At 41.3% G+C, this 22,723-nt stretch carries 15 protein-coding genes and 1 tRNA gene; 4 read left to right on the forward strand and 12 right to left on the reverse strand.

The window, feature by feature from the left end:
* Positions 1-335: 335 nt before the first annotated feature.
* A complete protein-coding gene (locus V7M80_RS03785) occupies positions 336-803 on the reverse strand; it encodes a regulatory protein RecX (protein ID WP_333694133.1) in 468 nt (155 codons plus the stop codon).
* Positions 804-950: 147 nt separating this feature from the next.
* On the opposite strand from V7M80_RS03785, the gene V7M80_RS03790 reads away from it, so the two are divergent.
* Entirely contained in the window at positions 951-5,669 is a 4,719-nt protein-coding gene (locus tag V7M80_RS03790) for a choice-of-anchor D domain-containing protein (RefSeq protein WP_333694134.1), read from the forward strand.
* Positions 5,670-5,746: 77 nt separating this feature from the next.
* Here V7M80_RS03790 and V7M80_RS03795 read toward each other — a convergent pair whose 3' ends face one another.
* The 4 genes from V7M80_RS03795 to V7M80_RS03810 all read right to left on the reverse strand — a co-directional run bounded on the left by V7M80_RS03795 (position 5,747) and on the right by V7M80_RS03810 (position 10,237).
* Entirely contained in the window at positions 5,747-6,616 is an 870-nt protein-coding gene (locus V7M80_RS03795) for a cupin-like domain-containing protein (RefSeq protein WP_333694135.1), read from the reverse strand.
* A 182-nt stretch (positions 6,617-6,798) separates the two neighbouring features.
* Positions 6,799-7,881, reverse strand: a complete 1,083-nt coding sequence (gene bioB / locus V7M80_RS03800; protein ID WP_333694137.1) for a biotin synthase BioB — start codon at positions 7,879-7,881, stop codon at positions 6,799-6,801.
* 89 nt (positions 7,882-7,970) lie between these two features.
* Positions 7,971-9,305: an HTTM domain-containing protein gene (locus V7M80_RS03805; protein WP_333694139.1), complete on the reverse strand. Its 1,335-nt coding sequence runs from the start codon at positions 9,303-9,305 to the stop codon at positions 7,971-7,973.
* A complete protein-coding gene (locus tag V7M80_RS03810) occupies positions 9,305-10,237 on the reverse strand; it encodes a bifunctional riboflavin kinase/FAD synthetase (protein ID WP_333694140.1) in 933 nt (310 codons plus the stop codon). The genes V7M80_RS03805 and V7M80_RS03810 overlap by 1 nt, the downstream gene beginning before the upstream one ends.
* Positions 10,238-10,401: 164 nt before the next feature.
* Here V7M80_RS03810 and V7M80_RS03815 point away from each other — a divergent pair, with 164 nt between their 5' ends.
* Both V7M80_RS03815 and V7M80_RS03820 read left to right on the forward strand, forming a co-directional pair.
* The gene (locus V7M80_RS03815) at positions 10,402-13,107 is read left to right on the forward strand and encodes a reprolysin-like metallopeptidase (protein ID WP_333694141.1); all 2,706 of its coding nucleotides are present in this window, start codon (positions 10,402-10,404) and stop codon (positions 13,105-13,107) included.
* Between the two features lie 172 nt (positions 13,108-13,279).
* Complete coding sequence (locus V7M80_RS03820; RefSeq protein ID WP_333694142.1) at positions 13,280-16,546, forward strand: zinc-dependent metalloprotease; 3,267 nt, start codon at positions 13,280-13,282, stop codon at positions 16,544-16,546.
* Between the two features lie 49 nt (positions 16,547-16,595).
* Here V7M80_RS03820 and pth read toward each other — a convergent pair whose 3' ends face one another.
* The 3 genes from pth to V7M80_RS03835 form a co-directional block, all read right to left on the reverse strand.
* Positions 16,596-17,219, reverse strand: a complete 624-nt coding sequence (gene pth, locus V7M80_RS03825) for an aminoacyl-tRNA hydrolase (protein WP_333694143.1) — start codon at positions 17,217-17,219, stop codon at positions 16,596-16,598.
* Between the two features lie 365 nt (positions 17,220-17,584).
* Complete coding sequence (locus V7M80_RS03830) at positions 17,585-18,190, reverse strand: 50S ribosomal protein L25/general stress protein Ctc (protein ID WP_333694144.1); 606 nt, start codon at positions 18,188-18,190, stop codon at positions 17,585-17,587.
* Between the two features lie 140 nt (positions 18,191-18,330).
* Positions 18,331-19,272, reverse strand: coding sequence for a ribose-phosphate pyrophosphokinase (locus V7M80_RS03835; RefSeq protein ID WP_333694146.1), 942 nt, complete (start codon positions 19,270-19,272; stop codon positions 18,331-18,333).
* 224 nt (positions 19,273-19,496) lie between these two features.
* Between V7M80_RS03835 and V7M80_RS03840 the strand changes: the two genes are divergently transcribed.
* A tRNA-Leu gene (locus V7M80_RS03840) sits at positions 19,497-19,576 on the forward strand.
* A gap of 164 nt (positions 19,577-19,740) precedes the next feature.
* On the opposite strand, the gene V7M80_RS03845 is transcribed toward V7M80_RS03840, so the two are convergent.
* The 4 genes from V7M80_RS03845 to V7M80_RS03860 all read right to left on the reverse strand — a co-directional run bounded on the left by V7M80_RS03845 (position 19,741) and on the right by V7M80_RS03860 (position 22,659).
* Positions 19,741-20,175, reverse strand: coding sequence for a LexA family protein (locus V7M80_RS03845; RefSeq protein WP_333694147.1), 435 nt, complete (start codon positions 20,173-20,175; stop codon positions 19,741-19,743).
* Between the two features lie 71 nt (positions 20,176-20,246).
* A complete protein-coding gene (locus V7M80_RS03850; protein WP_333694148.1) occupies positions 20,247-21,512 on the reverse strand; it encodes a Y-family DNA polymerase in 1,266 nt (421 codons plus the stop codon).
* 145 nt (positions 21,513-21,657) lie between these two features.
* Entirely contained in the window at positions 21,658-22,161 is a 504-nt protein-coding gene (locus tag V7M80_RS03855) for a GNAT family N-acetyltransferase (protein ID WP_333694149.1), read from the reverse strand.
* A gap of 300 nt (positions 22,162-22,461) precedes the next feature.
* Positions 22,462-22,659 (reverse strand): cold-shock protein, encoded by a 198-nt coding sequence (locus tag V7M80_RS03860; protein WP_333694150.1) that lies wholly within the window; start codon positions 22,657-22,659, stop codon positions 22,462-22,464.
* Between the last annotated feature and the right edge of the window lie 64 nt (positions 22,660-22,723).

Here is a 22,723-nt window from a genome sequence, read left to right on the forward strand (position 1 = left end):
GCTTCATTCCTACAACCGCATGTGCAAAGTTGTAAAAGACCTATTTTTTACTTTTTTTAAATTTATTTTGAGGTCGCAAACCTATAATTTAAAAAACAATCTACCAAATAAAAAATCGATAAAATGCATAAAAAATACGATAAAATGCAATAATTAAGTAGTTCTGTACGAATATTCATTTTAAAAAGAGTTTTGGATTCTTTCTATATACGAAGCTCAAACCTCTTTGGATTTCTTTTTTTTAAATCTTTTAAAAAAAACAAAGCTTCGCCCAACGCCTTCCGGAAAAGCAGTCTTCCTAAGCTAAAAAACGGAAAGTCAAAAAAAAGAAAATGTTATTCAGATTCCCGCTCCAGTTCCTGATAACGGGCATATACCTGCGAAGCCTCCCAACCTTTGCGAAGCAAGTGGTTGCAAAATTTGGTTTTCTTTTTCAAAGGCGATTCGCGGTGCAGTTGTTCCCAGATTTTGAGACTCAATTGCTCAAAAGTGGTGTCGTATTCGGTAGTGTCCAAATCTTTCAAAGCATGCTCTATGAGGTAGGTCCCAATTTGCCGCTGCTGCAACTCTTGGGCAATGCGTTTTTTGCCCCACTTTTTTTGGTGAAATTTACTCTGAGCAAATACCTTGGCAAAACGCTCTTCGTTTAAGAAATTTCGCGTAATCAAATGCACCAAAACGGCATCGTGTTCACCCGAAGGCACCTGCAATTGGTAGAGTTTTTGCACCACTTCGGCGTGGCAACGCTCTTGGTAAACACAAAAATATTCGAGTTTGGCAACAATTTCGGCGTGGGATAGCATTGGTTATGAACAATTTAAAGATTTGGTAATGTAAAATTGTTTAAAAATTAATGCTACAAATCTATTGAAATTCTGTAAATTAGCTCTACATTTGTCCGCCCCAAATCTTTATTGAATTCGTTTCCAAAAACAGATTTTGTAAAAACAATGAAAATAAAGATTGCATTACTCGCCCTATTATGCACAGCTGCCTCTGCGGTAGCTCAATTCTCCATAACTGCCGGAGCTACCAATTACACTCAGAATTTTAATACACTAGTTAATACTGGAACAGGTACTTGGTCAAACAATTCTACGCTATCCGGATGGTATGCTCAAACGTTTAATAATTCGGCTATTACAACTTGCAATGCAAATACAGGTACAACAACTGCAGCTGCTTTGTATTCATATGGAACTAATTTAAATTCAGATAGATCATTAGGATTTTCAGCTTCTAATGCTTTTTTTGGAAATACACCATCTGGTGAAGCCTATTTAGGATGGCGTTTGCGAAACGATACCGGTACCGATATCGTAGCAGTCACTGTGACTTTTACTGGTGAACAATGGAGAAAAGAAAATGTTACAGTTTCACAAAAGTTAACCTTTCAATATCAGACAGGAGCAACAATGACGAGTTTGAGTACAGGGACATGGACTGACGTTCCTAGCTTAGAGTTTGTAAGCCCTACATTTGATGGTGTGGGAGCAAGTTTAGATGGAAATGCTGCCGCTAATCGCGTAGCCAATATCACCGCTACTATTGTGGTTACCATTCCGGCCGGTGAAGAAATCATGTTGCGTTGGACAGATAAAAATGATACAGGAAACGACCATCATTTAACCATAGACGATGTAACCGTAAATGCTACCTTATCGGGTTCGTGTTTTGATCCGGTAAATCAGGCTTCGGGTATAACCGTAACGGCTTCTACCACTACATCTTTAACGTTCAACTGGACCAATGCGACCTTGGCATCGGGTGCGGTGGTAGTGGTGCGTCCGCTAGCCTCGGCAGCTGTAGCTCCCACCGATGGCGTAGATTATACCGGAAATGCGGCCTACAATCTAGCCACCGATTTGGGTTCAAACAACCGCGTGGTGTACCGCGGCACCGGAAACAGTGTCACCGTAACCGGATTGGCCGTTGGAAATCCCTATGTTATTACCGTGTATGCCTATAATTCGCCCAATTGTTACAATACCGTAAGTCCGGCTGCACTCACCCGCTACACGCTGGCTTCCGAGCCGGGTGCTCATCCCGCTTCGGGAACGTGTGGTATGCCTATGCTCAACGATGTAACCATCAATTTCCCTATTCGAACTTCAATTGCCAACTGTACCGGTTACCTCATTTTGATGCGTGCCGGAGCAGCTCCTACCTATACGGTTACCGATGCCACCTATTATACACCCGGAACAACCAACGGAACATCTACGGTAGTAACCTATATCACCAACAACGATACCTCTTATAACGTAACCGGATTGACACCGGGAACAACCTACTTTTTTACTTTAATTCCCTTTGGAGGAAGTACAGTACTTATAGACAATTTAAATTACCGAACCAGCGGTACTCCGCTCACGTTTTCGTGTGCTACCGTTGCCGTTCCGGAAATCAATATCACCGGAGGCGGAACATCAATTGTTTCCGGTGCTACCGGGATTAACGATCCCTTCGGGTTAAACAACACCCTTTTTGCCACTATCGCTATTGGTGCATCACAAACCAAAGATTATGTGATTGCCAATACAGGTAATGCCCCGCTTAACCTTACAGGAATTGCTCCTTATGTGGCGTTAAGCGGCGACCATGCCTCTGATTTTGCAGTAACCGTGGTGCCGAGTAATCTTATCAATGGAGGAACCGACACGACCTTTCAAATTACGTTTTCTCCTTCGGCTCCGGGCGTTCGCACCGCTATTGTAACCATAGCCAATGACGATGCCGACGAAGGAACTTACGAATTTCGCATCAAAGGAACCGGAGCTTGTCCGACTTTGTCTTACACAGTTTCGCCTTTAAGCGGTCCGGTAGGAACGCAAGTAACGCTTACAGCAGCTTCGCCATTAACCGGAAGTACGGTCACTTTTGGGGGCGTTCCGGCTACCACCATCACAGCGGTTTCGGCTACCCAATGGGTGGTAACAATTCCGGCCGGTGCCATTACCGGAAATGTAGCTCTGACAACTCCTTCAGGTTGTAATTATCCTTCACCGTTTACCTTGATTGACGAAGTAACCAATTCTTGCGAAGGCGGAAACACGGTTTCCAATTTGTTTATTAGCCAAGTAACAGATGCCACCTATGGCGATTTAACGTATGTAGAGATTTACAACGGAACGGGTGCAGCGGTTAATTTAACCGGATACCAAGTTTTGTTTTACAATAACGGAAGTGCCACCGTTTCGGGAACGATTAACCTATCGGGAACTTTAGCCAACAATGCAACGCATGTGGTACGTACCAGTGTAGGTTTATCTTGTGGTGTTGCGGGTGGCGATGGGACTTTGGCCAATCAAACGAGTGCCGTATCCGGAATCAATTTCTTCTCCGGAACCGATAATACGCTAGGACACGACCATATTCGTTTGGTTCAAAGTGGCACGCTCATCGATTCTTGGGGCGTGTATTTAAACCAATCGTGGGCTACATCTTTAAATTTAGACGGTCGCGGTGTTGATTTCAGACGTTTGAATACGGCTACGGTGCCTTCACCTACGTTCAGTTTTGCCGATTGGAATATCATCGATTGGCCGGGATCGGGTTCGGAGTCTTGTAGTTCAAACGATTATTCCGACATTGGCGTGTACAGTTTCTTAGCCGGAAATCCACCGGTAATTACCCAAGAACCGCAAATTACCCAATCCTGTATTGAAACCGTAATTGATGTTACGGCAGAAGAAGGTTTTGTAGGGGGCGATGGTTTGGTTTACCAATGGTTTGCTGTGGCTCCGGGTGGAACTACCTGGACAGCCATTTCCGATTCGGCAATTTATTCGGGAACTCAAAGTCCGATACTTACCGTAACCAATACCACCGGATTGAACGGTTACCAATACTACTGCCAAGTGCGTGAAAACGACAGTTTGTGCTACAAAGCCAGTCAGGCCATTACATTAGCCGAGCCTTTGCAAACCGCATGGGATGGCGACAACTGGACCAATGGAATTCCGGATGCCAATACTGTAGTCGTTTTGACCGAAGATTACAATACCGCTACCGACGGCAGCTTTACCGCGTGTACCGTTACCGTAGCTCAAAATAAAACATTGACCATTTCGGCCAATCAATACGTGACCATTCAGTACCATTTAACCACCGAAACCGGAGCTTTAGTTCGCGTTTTAGACGACGGTTCTTTGGTTATGGTTGAAAATGACGGTGTAGTAACCAACAACGGAACCATGGAAATGGAACGTCAAACTACGCCTTTCAAACGCTACGATTACGTGTATTGGTCGTCGCCTTTGAGCAACGCTACTTTGAATCCGAATTTCCCGGGATGGCGTTGGGATTATGCATTTCAATTTGCAACAGCCAATTTCATCGATTTGCTTACCATAAACAGCAGTGGTACTATTTTGGCCAACGTTCCCGATACTTTTGACGATTATGCTCCTTGGGCCTGGCAAAATATTACGGCTACCACACCTTTGGTTCCCGGAAAAGGCTATGCCGTGATGGCTTCTACATCGGGTACTTTCCCCAGAACAGCAACAGTAACGTTTAGAGGGGTGGGCAATGCCAATAAGTTTAATAACGGCGAGGTTCCTATGACCATTGCTTTAAGCGGCAATGATGCCGATGCCAATGACGATTACAACTTGGTGGGTAATCCGTATCCTTCGCCGGTTTCTGCGGATGATTTTATCTTGCGAAACTTGCCTTTAATTTCCGGAAGTTTGTATTTCTGGACCCACAATACCGAAATCAGTACAGCCAATCCGGGGGCGTTTGTGTCCAATCATACCACCAACGACTATGCGATGTACAATTTAACCGGAGGGGTAGCTACGTCTTATGCGTGTGCCAATTGTCCGGCCGGAACAGGACCCAACGGATTTATTGCTTCCGGACAAGGTTTTATGGTAGAAGCTCAACAAAACGGAACCGTTTATTTTGATAACTCCATGCGAGGAACGGGCACCTACAACAACACCAATTTTTACCGTACGGCACCAACGGTACAAAATGCACCTCAAGCCGTGAAAGACCGTTTGTGGTTGAATTTAACCCACGAAAACGGATTTTTCAGTCAGCAATTGATTGGTTATTTTGAAAATGCGACCAATGGTATCGACTTGGGTTACGACGGAATTCACACCAGCCGAACCAATGCCGTTCATTTTTATTCTTTGATAGACCAATTGACCTATCGCATTCAGGGTAGAGCTCCATTTACTACCGAAGATGTTGTGCCTTTGGGTTACCACACCAATGTGGCCGGTACGTTTACCATTGCTTTGCACCAAACCGAAGGTATTTTATCGGAAGTTCCGGTTTATTTGGAAGACCTTACAACGGGTATGGTTTACAATTTGAAAGAAGCTCCGGTGAGTTTTACAACGGCGGTAGGAACTTTCAATTCGCGATTTGTCTTGAAATATGTCAATCAAACTTTAGGGCTAGACAATCCGAGTTTATGGGATAGTTCGGTTGTATTTGCAGTAAAAGATCACCAATTGTCTATTCGTTCCTCAGAAGAAGATATAGCACAAGTTGCGGTATATGATATGTTGGGAAGAATAATTTATTTGGAAAAGTCAAATAATAGTCGCAACTTTGTTTCTCCGGTGTTCGACAGAACGACTCAAGCGGTACTGGTAAAAGTAACGTTGCAAAATGGAGTCGAGGTCACCCGAAAATTAGTGCTGTAATTACAGTACTTAAAGTCGTATCCAATCAACTAAATACGAGAATTCCGGTGAGTTAGGTAAACTACTCACCGGTTTTTTTATGCTTTTTTCAAATGCAAATGCGTACGGCGAACGGCTTCGTTGTTCTTGTAGTCAATCCATTTCTGACCTTTCCATTTACGCATCATATTGTCAAAATACCGCATGATAAATACGTTATAAGCGGCTTTCGCCAAATGGGGAATGCGTCTGGGGAATGCCCGTAAACTCATAGAAAATCCGGGAGTAATGTATTTCATGTAGTGCCAATAGCCTTCGGGCATATACAACATTTCACCGTGGTTCAGTTCGGCTACCAAACCTTGAGCCTGAGCCAATGCCGGCCATTTTTCAAAATCGGGTTGGTCAAAATCAATATCTTCTCTCGAAATCAACGCATGCGGCACTTTGTACAAATACGGAGTTTGATCGGGAGCAAAAAGCACACAACGTTTTTTTCCGTGAAAATGAAAATGCAAGATGTTGGAGTAATCAATGTCGTAATGCATAAAAACCCGAGAGTTTTCGCCCCCAAAGAACAACATGGGCAATTGTTTCACCAATCGCAATCCGATATCAGGCCATTTGAAATCGTTTTTCAAAATCGGAACTTCGCTCATCAAATTGTAAAGAAAAATTCGATAATTGGTAGGTTCACGCAAAAGTAAATCTACATAATCGGCCATTTTCATTTGAGCATGAGCTTCGTTAAAGCCGTCTTTATAGGAAACCGGACGGTCATCATAAAGCGGAACCGTCTTTTCTCCGGCAATTTCTTTAATGTAGTGAAGATTCCATTTTTCGTAAGCCGGCCAATCAGAAGTGAGTTGTTCGATTACAACAGGCTTTTGTTTTTGAACGTAATTTGTAATAAAATCCGCTTTAGATAGGGTTTTTACACGTTCTATTTCGGTCAATCGTAGCGACATACACAAACAAATTAAAAGTCAGTTTTTCGTTTTTTTGAGATTGAATGTTTAAACAAATGTACTAAAGCTTGGTCATACGTTAACCAATTGTTATGCCAAAATTAAATTAAAAAGGCTCAATTTTTTTAAATCAGCCGTAATTTTAAATAAAAAAAATCCTTTCACAAGGAAAGGATTTGAAATTATTTGTTTTTAAGTGATGCTTTTTCGTTGCGTTCAATAACATGACCCGGACGCGACCATTTGGGTTTTTCACCTAAAGGTTGGTATTGCGAGTCTTTGGCTTCTACCGTTTGCGGTTGCATGATTTTAATGAACGGTTTTTGCGGTTGTAAGCCCAAAAGTTCAAACATTTTCAGGTCTTCGTTAACATCCGGATTGGGTGTGGTAAGCAATTTATCTCCGGCAAAAATAGAATTGGCTCCCGCCAAGAAACACAAAGCTTGACCTTCGCGTGACATTTCGGTTCTTCCGGCAGACAATCGCACTTGGGTTTCGGGCATTACAATTCGGGTTGTAGCAACCATTCGAATCATTTCCCAAATTTCAACCGGTTTTTGATCTTCTAATGGCGTGCCTTCTACCGCTACCAATGCATTAATGGGCACCGACTCCGGTTGGGGGTTCAAAGTAGCCAAAGCTACCAACATTCCGGCCCTATCGGCTACCGTTTCACCCATCCCGATAATACCTCCGCTACACACGGTAACATTGGTTTTTCGAACATTTTCGATGGTTTTCAGACGGTCTTCAAAACCGCGAGTGGAAATTACTTCTTTATAATAATCTTCCGACGTGTCTAAGTTATGGTTGTAAGCATACAATCCGGCTTCGGCTAATCGTTTGGCTTGGTTTTCGGTTAGCATTCCCAAAGTACAACAAACCTCCATGTCAAGTTTGTTAATGGTTCGAACCATTTCGAGTACTTGATCAAATTCGGGTCCGTCTTTTACATTTCGCCAAGCGGCTCCCATGCACACGCGTGAAGAACCACTCGATTTGGCTCTCAGAGCCTGTGCTTTTACTTGCTGTACGCTCATGAGGTCGTTGCCTTCTAAATGGGTGTGGTAACGTGCCGCTTGAGGGCAATAACCACAATCTTCGGGGCAACCTCCGGTTTTGATAGATAATAAAGTAGAAACCTGAACCACATTGGGGTCGTGGTGTTGGCGGTGTACGGTTGCAGCCTGATAGAGTAAATCCATCATAGGCGTATGGTAAAGGGCAATAATTTCGTCTTGGGTCCAATTGTGTCTTGTGCTCATTCGTCCTAAAAATTTGAGTCAAAAATACTCATTTTGTTTGAGGATTTTTACCAAACCTTTGGGAGATTTAAAAAAAGTAATCAACAATACTAACGGGAAAGGGGTCGTTTTTCCAATTCCGAATCGTAAGGAAGTATCCACGGATTAGCCGTAAAGTAGTTCCAGGGTACCGCGGCTAAGTCGGTATGAGGGTCAATAAAACGTTGGTAATTTTTTCGGTTTACCGAAACAAAAGAGTCAACATAAACGTGAACGGGTTTGCCTTTTTGGGCAAAATGCGTTTTGATGTATTGGGCCATTTGCCATATACCATCGGGTTTTGAAGTAACAAAAACCAGTTGTTTAGGGGTAGCGTATTGGGCAATAGGAAAATCGAGTGCTTCTTGCGTTTGAGCATCAACAACCCGAAAATGGGTTATGCCTTTTTTCTCACGAAGCATCATTCGCCAACTCAACCTATGACCTTCTTCGGTCCATAAAACATCACCGGGAATAAACCAATGGCGTAAGGGTAAAGCTATTTGAAGAGCAAAAAAGAAAATAAAAAACGCAATCAGTAAACGGCTGGGACGAGCCGGCGGTATAGCCTCCAAATGGAAGGCGGGTTTCTTTTTAAAAAAGAATTTACGCAGGGTTTCGGGAGGATAGAAAAAGACCACAAAACTGAGAGCAAAAAAGGGGAAAATCCCAATTTGTAACGTAATGGCATTGAAGAGATGAAAAATTAAACTGGCCAGTAAAGCCCAGTTTCGGGTTTTTCGAAATAAAAATGCCGGGATAACCAAGGCATCAAAAAGGATTCCGGCATAGGCAATAAACAAGTGGAATTCTCTTTTTACAAACAGGGAACCCAAGACCGGGAAATCTTTTAAATCGGCAAATAAATTTCCGGTAAAAGTACCGTTGAGCCAATCGGGATAAAACTTGGAAGCCGTTGCAAAAAAATACACGATAGCCATTTGAAACATCAGTATCCAAGCATTCCACCGCGGCATGTAAAGTTGCTCAGATTGTCTCTTGAAAGTAACATCAAGCGAAGCATACCGGTTGGCCGGAAGAAAACCCATGAGTAACGTTATAATCCAAAGCAAATAGTAATGGTTGTTGTAGGATGTTTTTTGCATGATAAAAGCACCAAACCAAAGAATCGTAAACGACCAAATGCTCACTTTGTAGTGGTAACCCAGCATAATGGCAATGCCCAAACATCCCATTAAAACAAAATACCCATACATCAAGGGGCCTGCCAAAGGTTCGAGCCACTCAAAACCGATATGGGGTAAAAAAATTTTAGGTTCTACCAAATTATGCCTAACCCAACCGGTTGCCAAAGCACCCCAACATTCGGCTGCAATCAGAAAACCCAAGGCTATCCGAAACCAAATTAAAGGAGCGTTGTCTATGGGCTGAAAGGCTTTTTGCATTAGGGTTGGTTTTCAAAAAAAGCAAGTGTAGTTTGTTGGTCCAACTCCAATTGTTTTTGAAGCTCGGAAACCGAGTCAAATTTAATTTCATCCCGAATGCGATGTAAAATTTGAAGGGTTAAGTTTTTATGGTACAACGATGCGTTAAAATCTAAGAAATGCACTTCAATAGATTGCTGAGTTCCATCTACTGTTGGGTTTATGCCAATATTCATCATGCCGTGGAGCATTTGACCATCCAATAAACACTGTACGATGTACACTCCGTTTTGTGGGATAAGTTTGTAATCGGCATCCAGTTTGAGGTTGGCGGTAGGAAAACGAAGGGTTTTACCCAATCCTTTACCGGTAATTACAATTCCGTTTAGGGTATAGGGGTACCCCAAGTAAGCATTTGCGGTTTCAATATTTCCCTCATGCAAAGCGGTTCTGATTTTGGTAGAACTTACCGATACGGTATTGATTTCTTGTGCCGATATTTCTTCTACCTCAAAACCAAACTTTTCTCCAAAAACTTTTAAGTCGTCAATATTGGCGGTTCGGTTTCTCCCAAAACGGTGGTCGTGACCAATGATGATTTTTTGAATGTTGAAATGTTGAACTAATACCTTCTCTACAAATTCTTCGGCAGTTAAACGCGAAAATTCCTGATCAAACGGATGAACCACCACATGGTCTATCCCAAGAGCCTCTAGTTTTTGGATGCGTTCGTCTATAGTAGAAAGTAATTTGATTTCATTTTGGTCTTGCAAAACCATTCGCGGATGCGGAAAAAAAGTGAGTACCAAGCTTTCACACGAACATTGTTCAGCACTTTGGACTAATCTTTCAATGATTTTTTGATGACCCTTATGAACACCGTCAAAAGTACCCAAAGTAACAACGGTTTTTTGTGCCGAATGGTATCGATAAATAGAAGTATAGGTATTCAAGATTTTTTTTTACAAATTTATAAATAAAATACGAGAGATGAAGTTTAAAAAGAAATAAGAATATTCCATATAATTTTGATTTTTTTATGGAGAAGTAGTTAAAAAATAAACCAATTTAGTATCAATACCGTATATTTGTTGACAACTAATCGAAACTATCAAAGATGAAGAAAAAATACTCTTTTTTTGTGAGTTTGTTGTTTTTGAGCACCCTTGCATTGGCTCAAAAGACAAACCATTGGAAATCGACTACCCAATCGGTTTCAGATGTAGCCAAAACGGCACAACGCTCAAATTTTCCGGAATCCTTTTTGTTATTTGAATTAAATAAAGAGGCATTTAAACAACAAATTTCCGCTGCTGCCGATCGCTTTTCGGGAGAAGCCGGAATTGTAATTACGATGCCTAATGCCAAAGGGAATTTTGAGCAGTTTACGCTTTTTGAGGCCTCCAATTTTGAACCCGAATTGCAAGCTCAATATCCCGAAATTCGTTCCTACATTGGAATCGGAATTGACGATCCAACGGCACAATTGCGAATGAGTATAGACCCTACAGGTATACAAACCATGGTGTTTAGAGCCGGAAGCAAAACCGAGTTTATGGAGCCCTATGGTGCTGATGGAGGAGTTTATGCTATTTTCGAATCCAATCGAAGCAAAGGAAAACTACCGTTTACCTGTTTTACACCCGAAGACCAGGCTATGGCTCAACGTTTACCCAGCTCGGAGGAATTAAATGCCATTCAGGCTTCTAATGGACTTTACAAAACTATGCGTTTGGCTATTTCATGTACCGGAGAGTATGCTCAATATTACGGAGGAACCGTTGCCGGTGCATTGGGAGGAATGAATGCTACCATGACTCGCGTTAATGGGGTTTTTGAACGTGATTTTGCTGTAAAATTATTGCTCATTGCTACCAATAATTTGGTTATCTATTTGAATCCGGCTACCGATCCCTACTCAGATGCTGCTACCGGTACAAGTAATGCCAATACCAATAATACAAACGGATGGAATCTTCAAGTACAAAATACATTGACCTCAGTATTAGGAAATGCTGCTTACGATATCGGACATTTGTTTGGAGCTTCAGGCGGTGGTGGAAACGCCGGTTGTATTGGTTGTGTTTGTGTAGACGATACCCCAAGTTTATTGGATAAAAACAAAGGAAGTGCCTATACATCACCTTCTAATGGAGTGCCCGGTGGCGATTCGTTTGATATTGATTTTGTGGCACACGAAATGGGACATCAACTGGGTGCCACGCATACATTTTCTCATGCTGTAGAAGGTGCTGGAGTGAATGTAGAACCCGGAAGCGGTTCTACCATCATGGCCTATGCCGGAGTTACCGGAACCTATGACATGCAAAACAATAGCGATGCTTATTTTACCTATCGCAGTATCTTGCAAGTACAAACCAATTTGTTGAGTAAATCGTGCCCCGTAACCACTAATTTGTCCAATCCTACGCTATCAATTACGGGCGGTGGAAATTGGACGATCCCTCGCGGAACCGCTTTTATTTTGACAGGGACCAATCCTACCAATAATTCAGGAGCAACTTTTACTTGGGAGCAAAATGACAATGCCAATTCCAGTGTAACTGCCGAAAACAGTTTTTGTTTTCCAACAAAATTGGTGGGTCCCAATTTCCGATCGGTTACTCCAACCAGTACCCCGGTGCGATACATGCCCTCGTTGACAAATGTGTTAAACAATGCATTAAGTACCAATTGGGAATCGGTATCAACCGTTGGAAGAACTTTGAATTTCACATTAACTGCACGGGATAACAGACCCAATGGAGGTCAAACGGCTACCGCTGCGGCTGCCATTACGGTTAATGCTTCTGTAGGGCCTTTTGAAGTAACTTCACAAAATACGGCAGGGATTTCTTGGAATCAGGGTACAACCCAAACCATCACTTGGGCGGTAAACGGAACTACGGCTTTGGTGGGTTCTGCCAATGTAGATATTCTACTTTCTACAGATGGAGGTCAAACTTTTGGAACTGTTTTAGCAGCCAACACGCCCAATGATGGCAATCAAACCATTACAGTGCCCAATGTTGCAGCACCTTTTTGTAGAATTATGATAAAACCAACCGGAAATATTTATTATGCGGTAAATAGTGCTCCGTTTGCTATTGGATTTACAGTGGTAAATTCGTGTACAAACTATACCTTCAATACGCCTTTTGCCATTCCGGACAATACCACAACCTTTCTAACTCGTACTATAAATGTTCCCGCAGGGGTAACCATTACCGATGTAAATGTAGGAATTAATTTAACCCATACTTGGCTGGCCGATTTGAGAATCGCAATGTTGAGTCCCGGAGGTACGCAAGTTGATTTGTTTAACAGACAATGTGGTAATAACGATAACTTAAATGTTACATTTGATGATGCTGCCGGAGCAATTGTATGTGCGACACCTACACAAGGTACCTATGCTCCTTTTCAGGCTTTGAGTGCATACAACGGACAAAATTCGGCCGGAAATTGGGTTTTTGGATTCAATGATAATGCAAATGGAGATACCGGGACCGTGAATTCCATAACCTTGCAAATTTGTACACAACAGATTACATTAGCAACATCAAACTTTGGAATTGCGGATCTGACGGTATACCCCAATCCCAACCAAGGAGAGTTTACCCTTCAGTTTTCCAACCCTTCTTCAGATCCCGTTGCCGTGGCTATGTATGATATGCGAGGGCGTTTGGTTTTTGAAAGAAAATACGAAAGCACTACAGTATTTGAGCAGCCCATCCAATCCGGAGTAATTGAATCGGGAGTTTATGTGGTGAGCGTAACTTCGGGTGAACGTAAAGAGGTAAGACGAATTGTAATTCAATAATATAAAATCACGCATTATTTTTGAAAAGACTTCTTTAAGAAGTCTTTTCTTTTTTGGGTTGATTTGAGTTTATTTTTAACATTTTTTCAATTTTTATTGAAAATACAGTTATTTTTTTTCAAAAAAAACAGAAAAAGTATATATTTGACAATCCAACAAATTTATCACTATCATGTTTAAAAAATTACTTATCCTATTAGCCTTATTCCCTGTTGTTTTAGGGTATGCACAAACCCAAGATTATTGGAGCTCTTATAGTCGCAAAAATTCAGATGAACGCACCGTAGCGGTGCAACGTGAAAACTTTCCGGATGATTTTCAGGTTTATTCTTTACAAAAAGAGGCGTTTTCAAATTATTTGCGTACCGCGTCAGATCGTTTTTCCAAACAAAAAGGAGTTGTAGTTCTGATGCCTTCGTTATCCGGAACAATGGAGCGTTTTGAAGTGCATGAAGCATCAAACTTTGAACCTGAATTACAAGCTCAATTTCCTGAAATCCGTTCTTATATTGGAGTAGGATTAGACGATCCAACAGCTCAAATCCGCATAAGTTTAGACCCAAGAGGAATTCAAACGATGACGTTTCGAGCCGGTAGTCGCACTGAGTTTATGGAGCCATACACTACAGACGGAACCGTTTATGCGTTGTATGTATCTTCCCGAACCAAAGGGAAATTGCCTTTTACCTGTGCTACTGTAGATCACAAAATGACACTTGAGCTTAATGCCAATAGAGAAAGTTTGGGTACTCAGTCCAGTTCGGGTGAATTGTTGATTTTCCGTTTGGCATTGTCATGTAATGGCGAGTATGCTCAATATTTTGGAGGAACTGTAAATGCGGCATTAGCAGGTATGAATGCTACAATGACAAGAGTAAACGGTGTTTTTGAGCGTGATTTTGCTATCCGAATGAATTTAATTGCCAATAATGCTACCATAGTATACACCAATCCGGCTACCGACCCTTATACTACTATGGGAAGTTGGAGTAACCAATTGCAAACTACACTAACCAATGTTATAGGTGAAGCCAATTATGATGTGGGTCACTTATTTGGGGGCTCTGGAGGAGGAGGAAGTGCCGGTTGTATTGGTTGCGTGTGTGTTAATGGTTCAAAAGGAAGAGCCTACACCTCTCCGGCCAATGCCATACCCGTTGGAGATACTTTTGATATAGATTATGTAGCTCACGAGTTTGGCCATCAATTTGGAGCCAATCATACCTTTTCACACAGTTTAGAAGGTTCCGGTGTAAATGTTGAACCCGGTAGTGGCTCAACGATTATGGGATATGCCGGAATTACTACCAGAGATGTTCAACCCAATTCGGATGATTATTTCATTTATGCCAGTATCAAGCAAGTACAAGATAACATGGAGACCAAAACGTGTCCCACTCGTATTCCTTTGGCCAATGGAGCTCCGGTGGTTAATGCCGGTCCGGATTATATCATTCCGGCTTCAACGCCATTTGTATTAACCGGTAGTGCGGTAGACCCCAACGGTAATCCTATGACTTATTGTTGGGAACAAAACGATACCGCTACAGCTTCTACGGGAGCCAGTAGTGGTGCTTTTGCTACTAAAACCGACGGACCTAACTTTAGATCTTACAATCCAACCCTTTCTCCCAGTCGCTATTTTCCAAGATTGCAAAGTGTGATTGCCAATCAATCCACAACTCAAGGATCCGAGATTGCTGTAGAATCGTTAAGTAGTGTAGATCGCACGATGAATTTTGTTTTAACAGCCAGGGATAATGTCCTCAATGGCGGTCAAACCGGTTCTGATGCGATGCAAATTACGGTTACTACTGCTGCTGGACCCTTTTTGGTAACTTCACCAAATACAGCTTTAACTTGGCAAGCGGGTACCAATCAAAGTGTTACTTGGGATGTAGCAGGTACAACGGCCAATGGAGTAAACGCTCCTTATGTAGACATATTTTTATCTACCAATGGAGGGTTGAGTTATCCACATCTTTTGGCAAGTCAGGTTCCCAATGACGGTTCCGAAACGATAACTGTACCCAATTTACCGGGAGCTAATAACCGAATTATGGTAAAAGGGAATCAGCATGTGTTTTATGATATTTCGAATGCCAATTTTACTATTTCGGCTCCGGCATCAACTTTTGCCGTAGCTTTTAACGGGGTAGCCGGTGAGCAAAATAAAGCATCTTGTACTGGTAATGTGGTAACCTATACATTTCCTTATGTGGCGTATGCGGGATTCTCAGATGCGGTAAGTTTTACAGCTACAGGAGCTCCGGCGGGTACAACCGTGGCGTTTTCACCGCAGACGCTTTCTGCAAACGGTACGGTTACCATGACGGTTACCAGTACAGGTTCTACTCCAACTGGATTTTATCCCATAACGGTGGTGGCAACTTCGGGGGCTACGGTAAAAAATATTCCTTTTTACTTGCAATTATTTGATTCCAATTTTGCTCCAATCAGTTTTGTAACTCCGGTTACCAATGCGGTGGGTCAGTCTACCAATTTGACGTTAACTTGGAATGCCTTACCCAATGCTACTTTATACGATATTCAAATAGCTACAGACAGTTCGTTTTCAAATATTGTCGCTTCTGCAACAGTTTCTGGAGCAAGTTATACGGCAAGTAATTTGGCAGAAGTAACCAATTATTTTTGGCGAGTAATGCCCAAAAATGCGGCTTGTATGGGGGCGTTTTCAACAACGTTTACTTTCGCTACAGGGCAAGTCATTTGTTCAAATTTTAATTCGACCAATGTGCCTATTGCTATTCCCACAACAGCCAATGTTACCGTAAGTTCTGTATTAAATGTACCTACATCAACGGTTTTATCTGATGTGAATGTAACCGTAAATATTACGCATACTTGGGTAAACGATATGATTATAACATTAATAAGTCCTTCGGGAACCGAAGTACAATTGGTTTCCAATCCTTGTACCAGTTCAAACCGTCAAAATATTACTGCCACATTTGACGATTCGGGTTCTGCCGTAGTTTGTGCAACCAATCCGGCAATTTCCGGAACGGTTCGTCCGGTTCAGCCTTTATCGGCTTTCAATGGTGAAAATGCACAAGGAACCTGGACTTTACGTGTTTTGGATGTGTTTAATTTAGATGGTGGGGCCATCAATTCATGGAGTTTAAACTTGTGTAGTACTCAAGCTCCATTATCTGTTGCAGATGCAGTTATACAGAATTTAGTGGTTTATCCAAATCCCAATACAGGTACTTTTACAGTTAGTTACGATTCGGCTTCTGTAGAGCCGGTACTGCTTGAAGTTTTTGATATTCAAGGTAGAAAAGTATATACCGAAACGGTTGAAAATACCGGAACTATTTTACATCCGGTTCAACTTTCCAGAGTTCAATCTGGGGTTTATCTTTTAAGTATTACAGATTCGGGAGCTAAAACAGTAAAACGAATTATAGTAGAATAATTTTAAACCAATTTAAAAACCAAAAAACCTTTCGAAAGAAAGGTTTTTTTTATTTTCCATTAAATGTGTTCATGGTATTGCTCAATCCGGCTAGGGCAAAAGATTGAATAATTTCGCAGGCGGTGTCTAATCGTTCCGGAAGTTGTTTTTTTTCTTCTTCATTCCAAACTCCGAGAACATAATCTACCTGTTGACCTTTTTTAAATTGGTCGCTTATTCCAAATCGAAAGCGTGGGTATTCGGTGGTGTTCAAAAGGCTTTGAATGTTTTTTAAGCCATTATGTCCTCCGTCACTACCTTTACTTTTAATGCGAAGGGTACCAAAACTCAGGTTTAAGTCGTCTGTGATAATTAAAATATTGTCTTTTTCGATGTTTTCTTTTTCCATCCAATATTTTACGGCTTTCCCGCTAAGATTCATATAGGTGTTGGGTTTTAGTAAAATTAGGGTTCGGCCTTTAATTTTATATTCGGCAATGTCACCTAATTTGGCAGTTTGAAAACTGAAATTTTCTTTTTTAGCCAAGTGATCAAGTATTTTAAACCCAATGTTATGACGGGTATTGACATATTCGGCTCCGATATTTCCGAGTCCGACGATAAGAAATTTTTTCATATCCGGTGGTAGGGCTGTTTTTTGATTTTTAAAAAGAGCGGTTATCCATTTTAGCATTTGGCAAAAGTACGAAAGTTTCTCATTTTACCCGATTTTGATTTGGAGAGCGTTTTACCCCTGATGGTAACGGAAAGCCTGGTGCAGCCTAAACCCTTTTTTTCTTGACAGCCCAAAGCGACTTTAGAAGCTCTTGGGGTGGTTTAGAAAAAACGGTTGAGGCAAACCCGCTTGAAGGGAACAGCAGGAATAGGTTCTTGAAAAAGGAGGCAGTTTTCAGTCTCAGTATCCGCCAATCTTGTCATCCTGACGAAGGAAGGATCTCAACGTCAAAGTGTTCAGTCTTGGTTTAGTAGTGAATGGCAGTAAAAATAAAAAAAAAGCACCGGCGAAAACCGATGCTTTTGGGTATAAAGAAAATAAAATTATTTTTTCTTTTTTGCTCCTTTTTCTGCTTTGGCAGCTTCTTGAGCCGCTTTCATAGCTGCACGAGAAATTCTTACTTGAGCTACAACCGTATTGTCTGGGTGCATCAATTTGAAATTGTTAGTTTCAATTTTGGTAACATACAATTTGTTACCCATTTGAAGTTCAGAAATATTAGCTTCTACAAAATCCGGAAGGTTTTTAGGAAGAGCTTTTACTTTCAAACGACGTTGGTTTAAACGTAAAACACCACCACCCAATACACCTGGAGAAGTTCCTGTAATTTTTACCGGAATTTCCATCATGATTTCTTTATCGTCTTTCAACTGATAGAAGTCAATGTGTAAAATTTTATCTGAAACGGGGTCAAACTGGATGTCTTGTAAGATAACATCAGCTTTTTTACCGTTTTCTAATTCAATTACAACAGTGTGTGCGTTTGGAGTGTAAACCAAGCCTTTGAACGCTTTTTCTTCTGCTGCAAAATGAACTGGTTGATCTCCTCCGTAAATAACGCAAGGAACCATTCCAGCATCACGTAAGGCTTTTGTTGCTTTTTTGCCTACGCTTTCTCTTTCTGATCCTTTAATCGTAATCGATTTCATTGTAAAATATATATAATTAATAAATAAAAATTCGTTTTCTGTTGTCGGTTGTTGGCAATCTGATTTCTGTTTTGTAAGTTCTAAAACCTATTAGCTTTAACCTATTACCTTTCACCAATTTCCCATCACCATTCAAAAATCTACATCAAAAATTTTCCACTAATGGAATTGTTGTGTTGCACCATGTGCATAACTTCAGCAAAAAGCGGTGCACAACTCACCACTCTGATTTTGTTGGATTCTTTCTTTAACGGAATAGAATCGGTTACTATTAATTCGCTCAGTTTAGACTTTTCGATTTTTTCGTACGCATCACCGGATAAAATGGCGTGTGTACAAATGGCTCGAACGCTAAGAGCTCCTTTTTCTATCATTAAATCGGCGGCCTTTGCTAAAGTTCCACCGGTATCAATCATGTCATCCACTAAAACGACGTTTCTTCCTTTTACTTCCCCAATGAGTTCCATGGTGTCAATAACATTGGCCATTTTGCGTTGTTTGTAACAAATTACAACATCCGATTCTAAAAATTTAGAATAGGCATAGGCTCTTTTGGATCCCCCCATATCCGGAGAAGCAATGGTCAAGTTTTCCAAGTTCAAGCTTCTTAAATAGGGCAAGAATATGGTAGAAGCAAACAAATGGTCTACCGGTTTCTCGAAGAAACCTTGAATCTGATCGGCGTGTAAATCCATGGTCATGATTCGGGTTGCTCCGGCCGTTTCCAGTAGTTTGGCAACGAGTTTAGCTCCTATGGGCACTCTTGGTTTGTCTTTTCGGTCTTGTCGAGCCCATCCAAAATAGGGGATTACAGGTGTGATGTGTCGTGCTGAGGCTCTTTTGGCTGCATCTATCATGAGTAAAAGTTCCATCAAGTTGTCTGCACTGGGAAAAGTGGAGCACACGATGAACACCCGCAAACCGCGAATGGATTCTTCAAAAGACGGTTGAAACTCACCGTCACTATATTCAGAGAACGTTACTTTACCTAGCGGAATTCCATAGTTTTGAGCTATTTTTTCTGCTAAGTAGACACTTTTTGAACAAGCAAAAATTTTTGCTTCGGGTTCGTGGTGTGACATTTTAATCGGTTGTTTTAGGCCGATACGCTTATCCCTTTTTTGGCTTGGACTGTAGTCCAAACAAGCAAAGTGTAAACGTCTCGGTTGTAGTTAGTTAGTTGTGTGTTGCCGAAACGAGGTGCAAATTTAGAAATAAAAATCAACTTCTAAAGCAATTTTTCCACATTTTTCTTGAAAATATGTCAAAAAATTATTTACATTTGCACCCACAAATAAGTATCCATGCCCGGATGGCGGAATTGGTAGACGCGCACGACTCAAACTCGTGTTCTTAGGAGTGTGGGTTCGATTCCCACTCCGGGTACAAAACCTCTCAGAAATGGGAGGTTTTTTTGTTTTCTAAAACTCCTCCTCAACAATGTTTTCAGAATAAATTTCCTATAAAAGATTCGCAACCCTAGAACTCTCCTTACCCGGTATTACCGAATTTTAAGGGCGTTTTAGGGTTTACATAAGTAATTCCTATATTTAATACACTTTCTTAATCACATATGTCACAATCCCCCAAATAATCAATTGGTTTTCTTCCGTGATTTTGATGGGTTCAAAGAGTTTGTTTTCAGGCATTAAATAGACTTCTTCTTGGGTTACTTTAATGCGTTTTACGGTAAATTCTCCATCTAAAAAGCAAACAGCAATTTTATTGTTTTTGGGTTCCAAACTGCGGTCAATGACCATAATGTCGCCATCGTCAATGCCTGCTCCAATCATAGAGGTACCGGAAGCTTTGGCATAAAAAGTGGTTTCCCGATGCTTCACCAACACGGCGTCCAAACTGATTTTACTTTCATCAAAATCGGCCGCCGGCGAAGGAAATCCGGCCTTAATCCCCGCTTTAATAAACGGAAGTTCGATGGGATTGTCTAAATCCGGTATAAAAAAGGTAAGTTTCGTTTTTGTCATACACTAATTTTCAAATTTTCAAATTGACACATTCCCGAATTGACACATTCCCGAATTGCCGAATTGCCACATTAACCCACCTTCACCCTAAACACATCCCGAATATCCGTTGTATATTTTGGTGAAAGCAAGTTTTGACGCATCTTCCAGGTGCGTTGCAAATCTTGATTGCCCAATCGAATTTTTCGTTCGCCGGTTTTCAGGTGAAAAGCATCCATCACTTCCATGATTTTTTGGTGCTTCGGATTTTCTTCTTCAAACAAGTGAAATTGCTTTTGGTCTTGCGGAATAATTTGTGTCACAATAATCCCTGCTTTTTTATAAATTTCGCCTTCTTCAAACAGCTCTTTCAACATTTTTATGGCCAAATTGCTTATCGTGATAGAAGAGTTACTGGCAAACGGCAGGGTTTCCATGCGGTAAAAGTTATACCGTTCGCGTTCTACTTTGTGCTTGTCTTTTCTGAGGTATAAAATGACGCCGTAACAACACGATTGTTGCTTGCGAAGCTTTTCTGCACAAACGGTAGCAAAAGTAGAAACGCGTTCTTTCATCTCGTCAAAAGAGGAAATCGTGCCGTCAAAACTGCGGGTTACGGCAATATTTTTCTTGTCTTTCGGTTCTTCTAATTCCAATACCGATTGGCCCAATAATTCCAAACGCAAGCGATTGCCTACCACACCCATTTCTTTTTTAATAAAAGCTTCGTGTTGTGGTAGTGTAAAATCATAAGCGGTATGAATATTTTGAGCCTTCATTTTTTTGGTCAACCGAAAACCGATGCCCCAAACGTCTTCAATTTTAGTCCATTTTAAGCCTTTAATGCGTTTTTCTTCCGTATCCATTACATAACTGCCCAAGGTTTCTTTCGGAAATTTACGGGCAATTTTATTGGCTACTTTGGCCAAGGCTTTGGTAGGAGCAAAGCCTACAGAAACGGGAATACTCAACCATTTCAACGTTCGCCTTTTCATTTCCAAACCGTATTGCTGGTAATCCGGTAGGGTCATGCCGTCAAAGTTGAGAAAAGCTTCGTCGATACTGTATACTTCTATGTTTGGAGTAAATTGTCCTAAAACGGCCATCACGCGACTGCTCATGTCGCCATACAACGCATAATTGGAGGAGAAAACCGTAACGTTGTGTTGTTTCAACACCTGTCGCATTTGAAACTCAGGGGCTCCCATTGCAATACCCAGTGCTTTGGCTTCATCGCTACGGGAAATGATGCATCCGTCGTTGTTGGACAATACGACTACCGGTTTTCCGTTGAGTTGCGGTTGAAACACCCGCTCGCAGGAAACATAAAAGTTATTACAATCTACTAATGCATACATGGTATAAAGGTAGGAGATTGTTCTTTTTTTTGGAAACGAACGAATGTTAATGTTGATAAGAAATCGGAGTAAGGAGTAAGGAGTAAGGAGTTTTCAGTCGCAGTCACAACCACCAACCACCAACCGACAACCGACAACCGACAACTCACAACACCTTTTCATACGCCCGTCTCGGACTACCTCTAAAATGCACAATGCCACAAAACACAAATCCGGCTTTTTCAAAGATTTTCATCATGGCAAAATTATCGTGGTTGGTGTCGGCTTTCAAGCTGTGAATGTTATTAGCCAAGGCAAAAGCTTCAATAAAGTCAATGATTTTTTTAGACAAATTTTGACCCGTATAGCCTTCGGCAATGGCTACCCGATGAAAAACGACAAAATCACCGTGGGTTAACCATTCGCCTTGCAAGTTATCGTATTCGGGTTCGTCATTGATTAACACGGCACTGTAACCCACAATTGTTTCGTTATCGGTTAGCACATAACCAATTCCTTTTTCAATATCTTGTGCAACGATTTCCGGGTTGGGATAACCGTCTTGCCATTGATTGCTACCATCGGCTTTTCTGCGAAGAATAGCATTTTGTAGAATGGTCCAGATGTGTGGGGCATCAGCGGGAGTGGCTTTTCGAAAGTGGTGGTTCATGGGAGTAGAGACTTTATAAAAAAATAGAGTATTACAAAGTTAGCACATTTTTGTATTGAAGCACAGACTGCGTGAGTGATTGAGCCATTGTTTGAGCTCTTTGGGTTGCAGCCCGAAGGGAGGAAACCCAAAAGCGAGTGGCGAAAGCACGACCCTTGGGGGCACGCCCCAATAATTTTTTATAAGTATTCCCATTTTTTTAACGGGTATGCGACAAACGGATCTGTGTTTTTACTAATAAAAAAACGTCCCGATTGCTCGAGACGTTAACCATTCATTCGGTAATCTAAATAATATCTATTATTCGATCACAGCTACTTGAGCTGCTACTTTACCTTTTCTTCCTTCTTCTTCTTCGTAAGAAACACGGTCACCTTCTTTAAGCTCTTCAGCTTTAATTCCGGTTGCGTGAACGAAGATGTCTTTTCCAGTTTCTTCATCTGTGATGAATCCGTAACCTTTAGACTCATTGAAAAATTTTACTTTACCTGTACGCATTGTGTAATCAAAAAATAATTAATAATTGCCAAAGGTAGTCTTTAAATGATTACAAATGTTAAAA

Source organism: Flavobacterium sp. (assembly GCF_036759525.1).
In the GTDB taxonomy this organism is placed as follows: domain Bacteria; phylum Bacteroidota; class Bacteroidia; order Flavobacteriales; family Flavobacteriaceae; genus Flavobacterium.

Excerpts from the sequence above, each read along its gene's own strand:
- V7M80_RS03785 (WP_333694133.1), bottom strand. The coding sequence starts at position 803 with ATGCTATCCCACGCCGAAATTGTTGCCAAACTCGAATATTTTTGTGTT.
- V7M80_RS03790 (WP_333694134.1), top strand. The coding sequence starts at position 951 with ATGAAAATAAAGATTGCATTACTCGCCCTATTATGCACAGCTGCCTCT.
- V7M80_RS03795 (WP_333694135.1), bottom strand. The coding sequence starts at position 6,616 with ATGTCGCTACGATTGACCGAAATAGAACGTGTAAAAACCCTATCTAAA.
- bioB (WP_333694137.1), bottom strand. The coding sequence starts at position 7,881 with ATGAGCACAAGACACAATTGGACCCAAGACGAAATTATTGCCCTTTAC.
- V7M80_RS03805 (WP_333694139.1), bottom strand. The coding sequence starts at position 9,305 with ATGCAAAAAGCCTTTCAGCCCATAGACAACGCTCCTTTAATTTGGTTT.
- V7M80_RS03815 (WP_333694141.1), top strand. The coding sequence starts at position 10,402 with ATGAAGAAAAAATACTCTTTTTTTGTGAGTTTGTTGTTTTTGAGCACC.
- V7M80_RS03820 (WP_333694142.1), top strand. The coding sequence starts at position 13,280 with ATGTTTAAAAAATTACTTATCCTATTAGCCTTATTCCCTGTTGTTTTA.
- pth (WP_333694143.1), bottom strand. The coding sequence starts at position 17,219 with ATGCTAAAATGGATAACCGCTCTTTTTAAAAATCAAAAAACAGCCCTA.
- V7M80_RS03830 (WP_333694144.1), bottom strand. The coding sequence starts at position 18,190 with ATGAAATCGATTACGATTAAAGGATCAGAAAGAGAAAGCGTAGGCAAA.
- V7M80_RS03835 (WP_333694146.1), bottom strand. The coding sequence starts at position 19,272 with ATGTCACACCACGAACCCGAAGCAAAAATTTTTGCTTGTTCAAAAAGT.
- V7M80_RS03845 (WP_333694147.1), bottom strand. The coding sequence starts at position 20,175 with ATGACAAAAACGAAACTTACCTTTTTTATACCGGATTTAGACAATCCC.
- V7M80_RS03850 (WP_333694148.1), bottom strand. The coding sequence starts at position 21,512 with ATGTATGCATTAGTAGATTGTAATAACTTTTATGTTTCCTGCGAGCGG.
- V7M80_RS03855 (WP_333694149.1), bottom strand. The coding sequence starts at position 22,161 with ATGAACCACCACTTTCGAAAAGCCACTCCCGCTGATGCCCCACACATC.
- V7M80_RS03860 (WP_333694150.1), bottom strand. The coding sequence starts at position 22,659 with ATGCGTACAGGTAAAGTAAAATTTTTCAATGAGTCTAAAGGTTACGGA.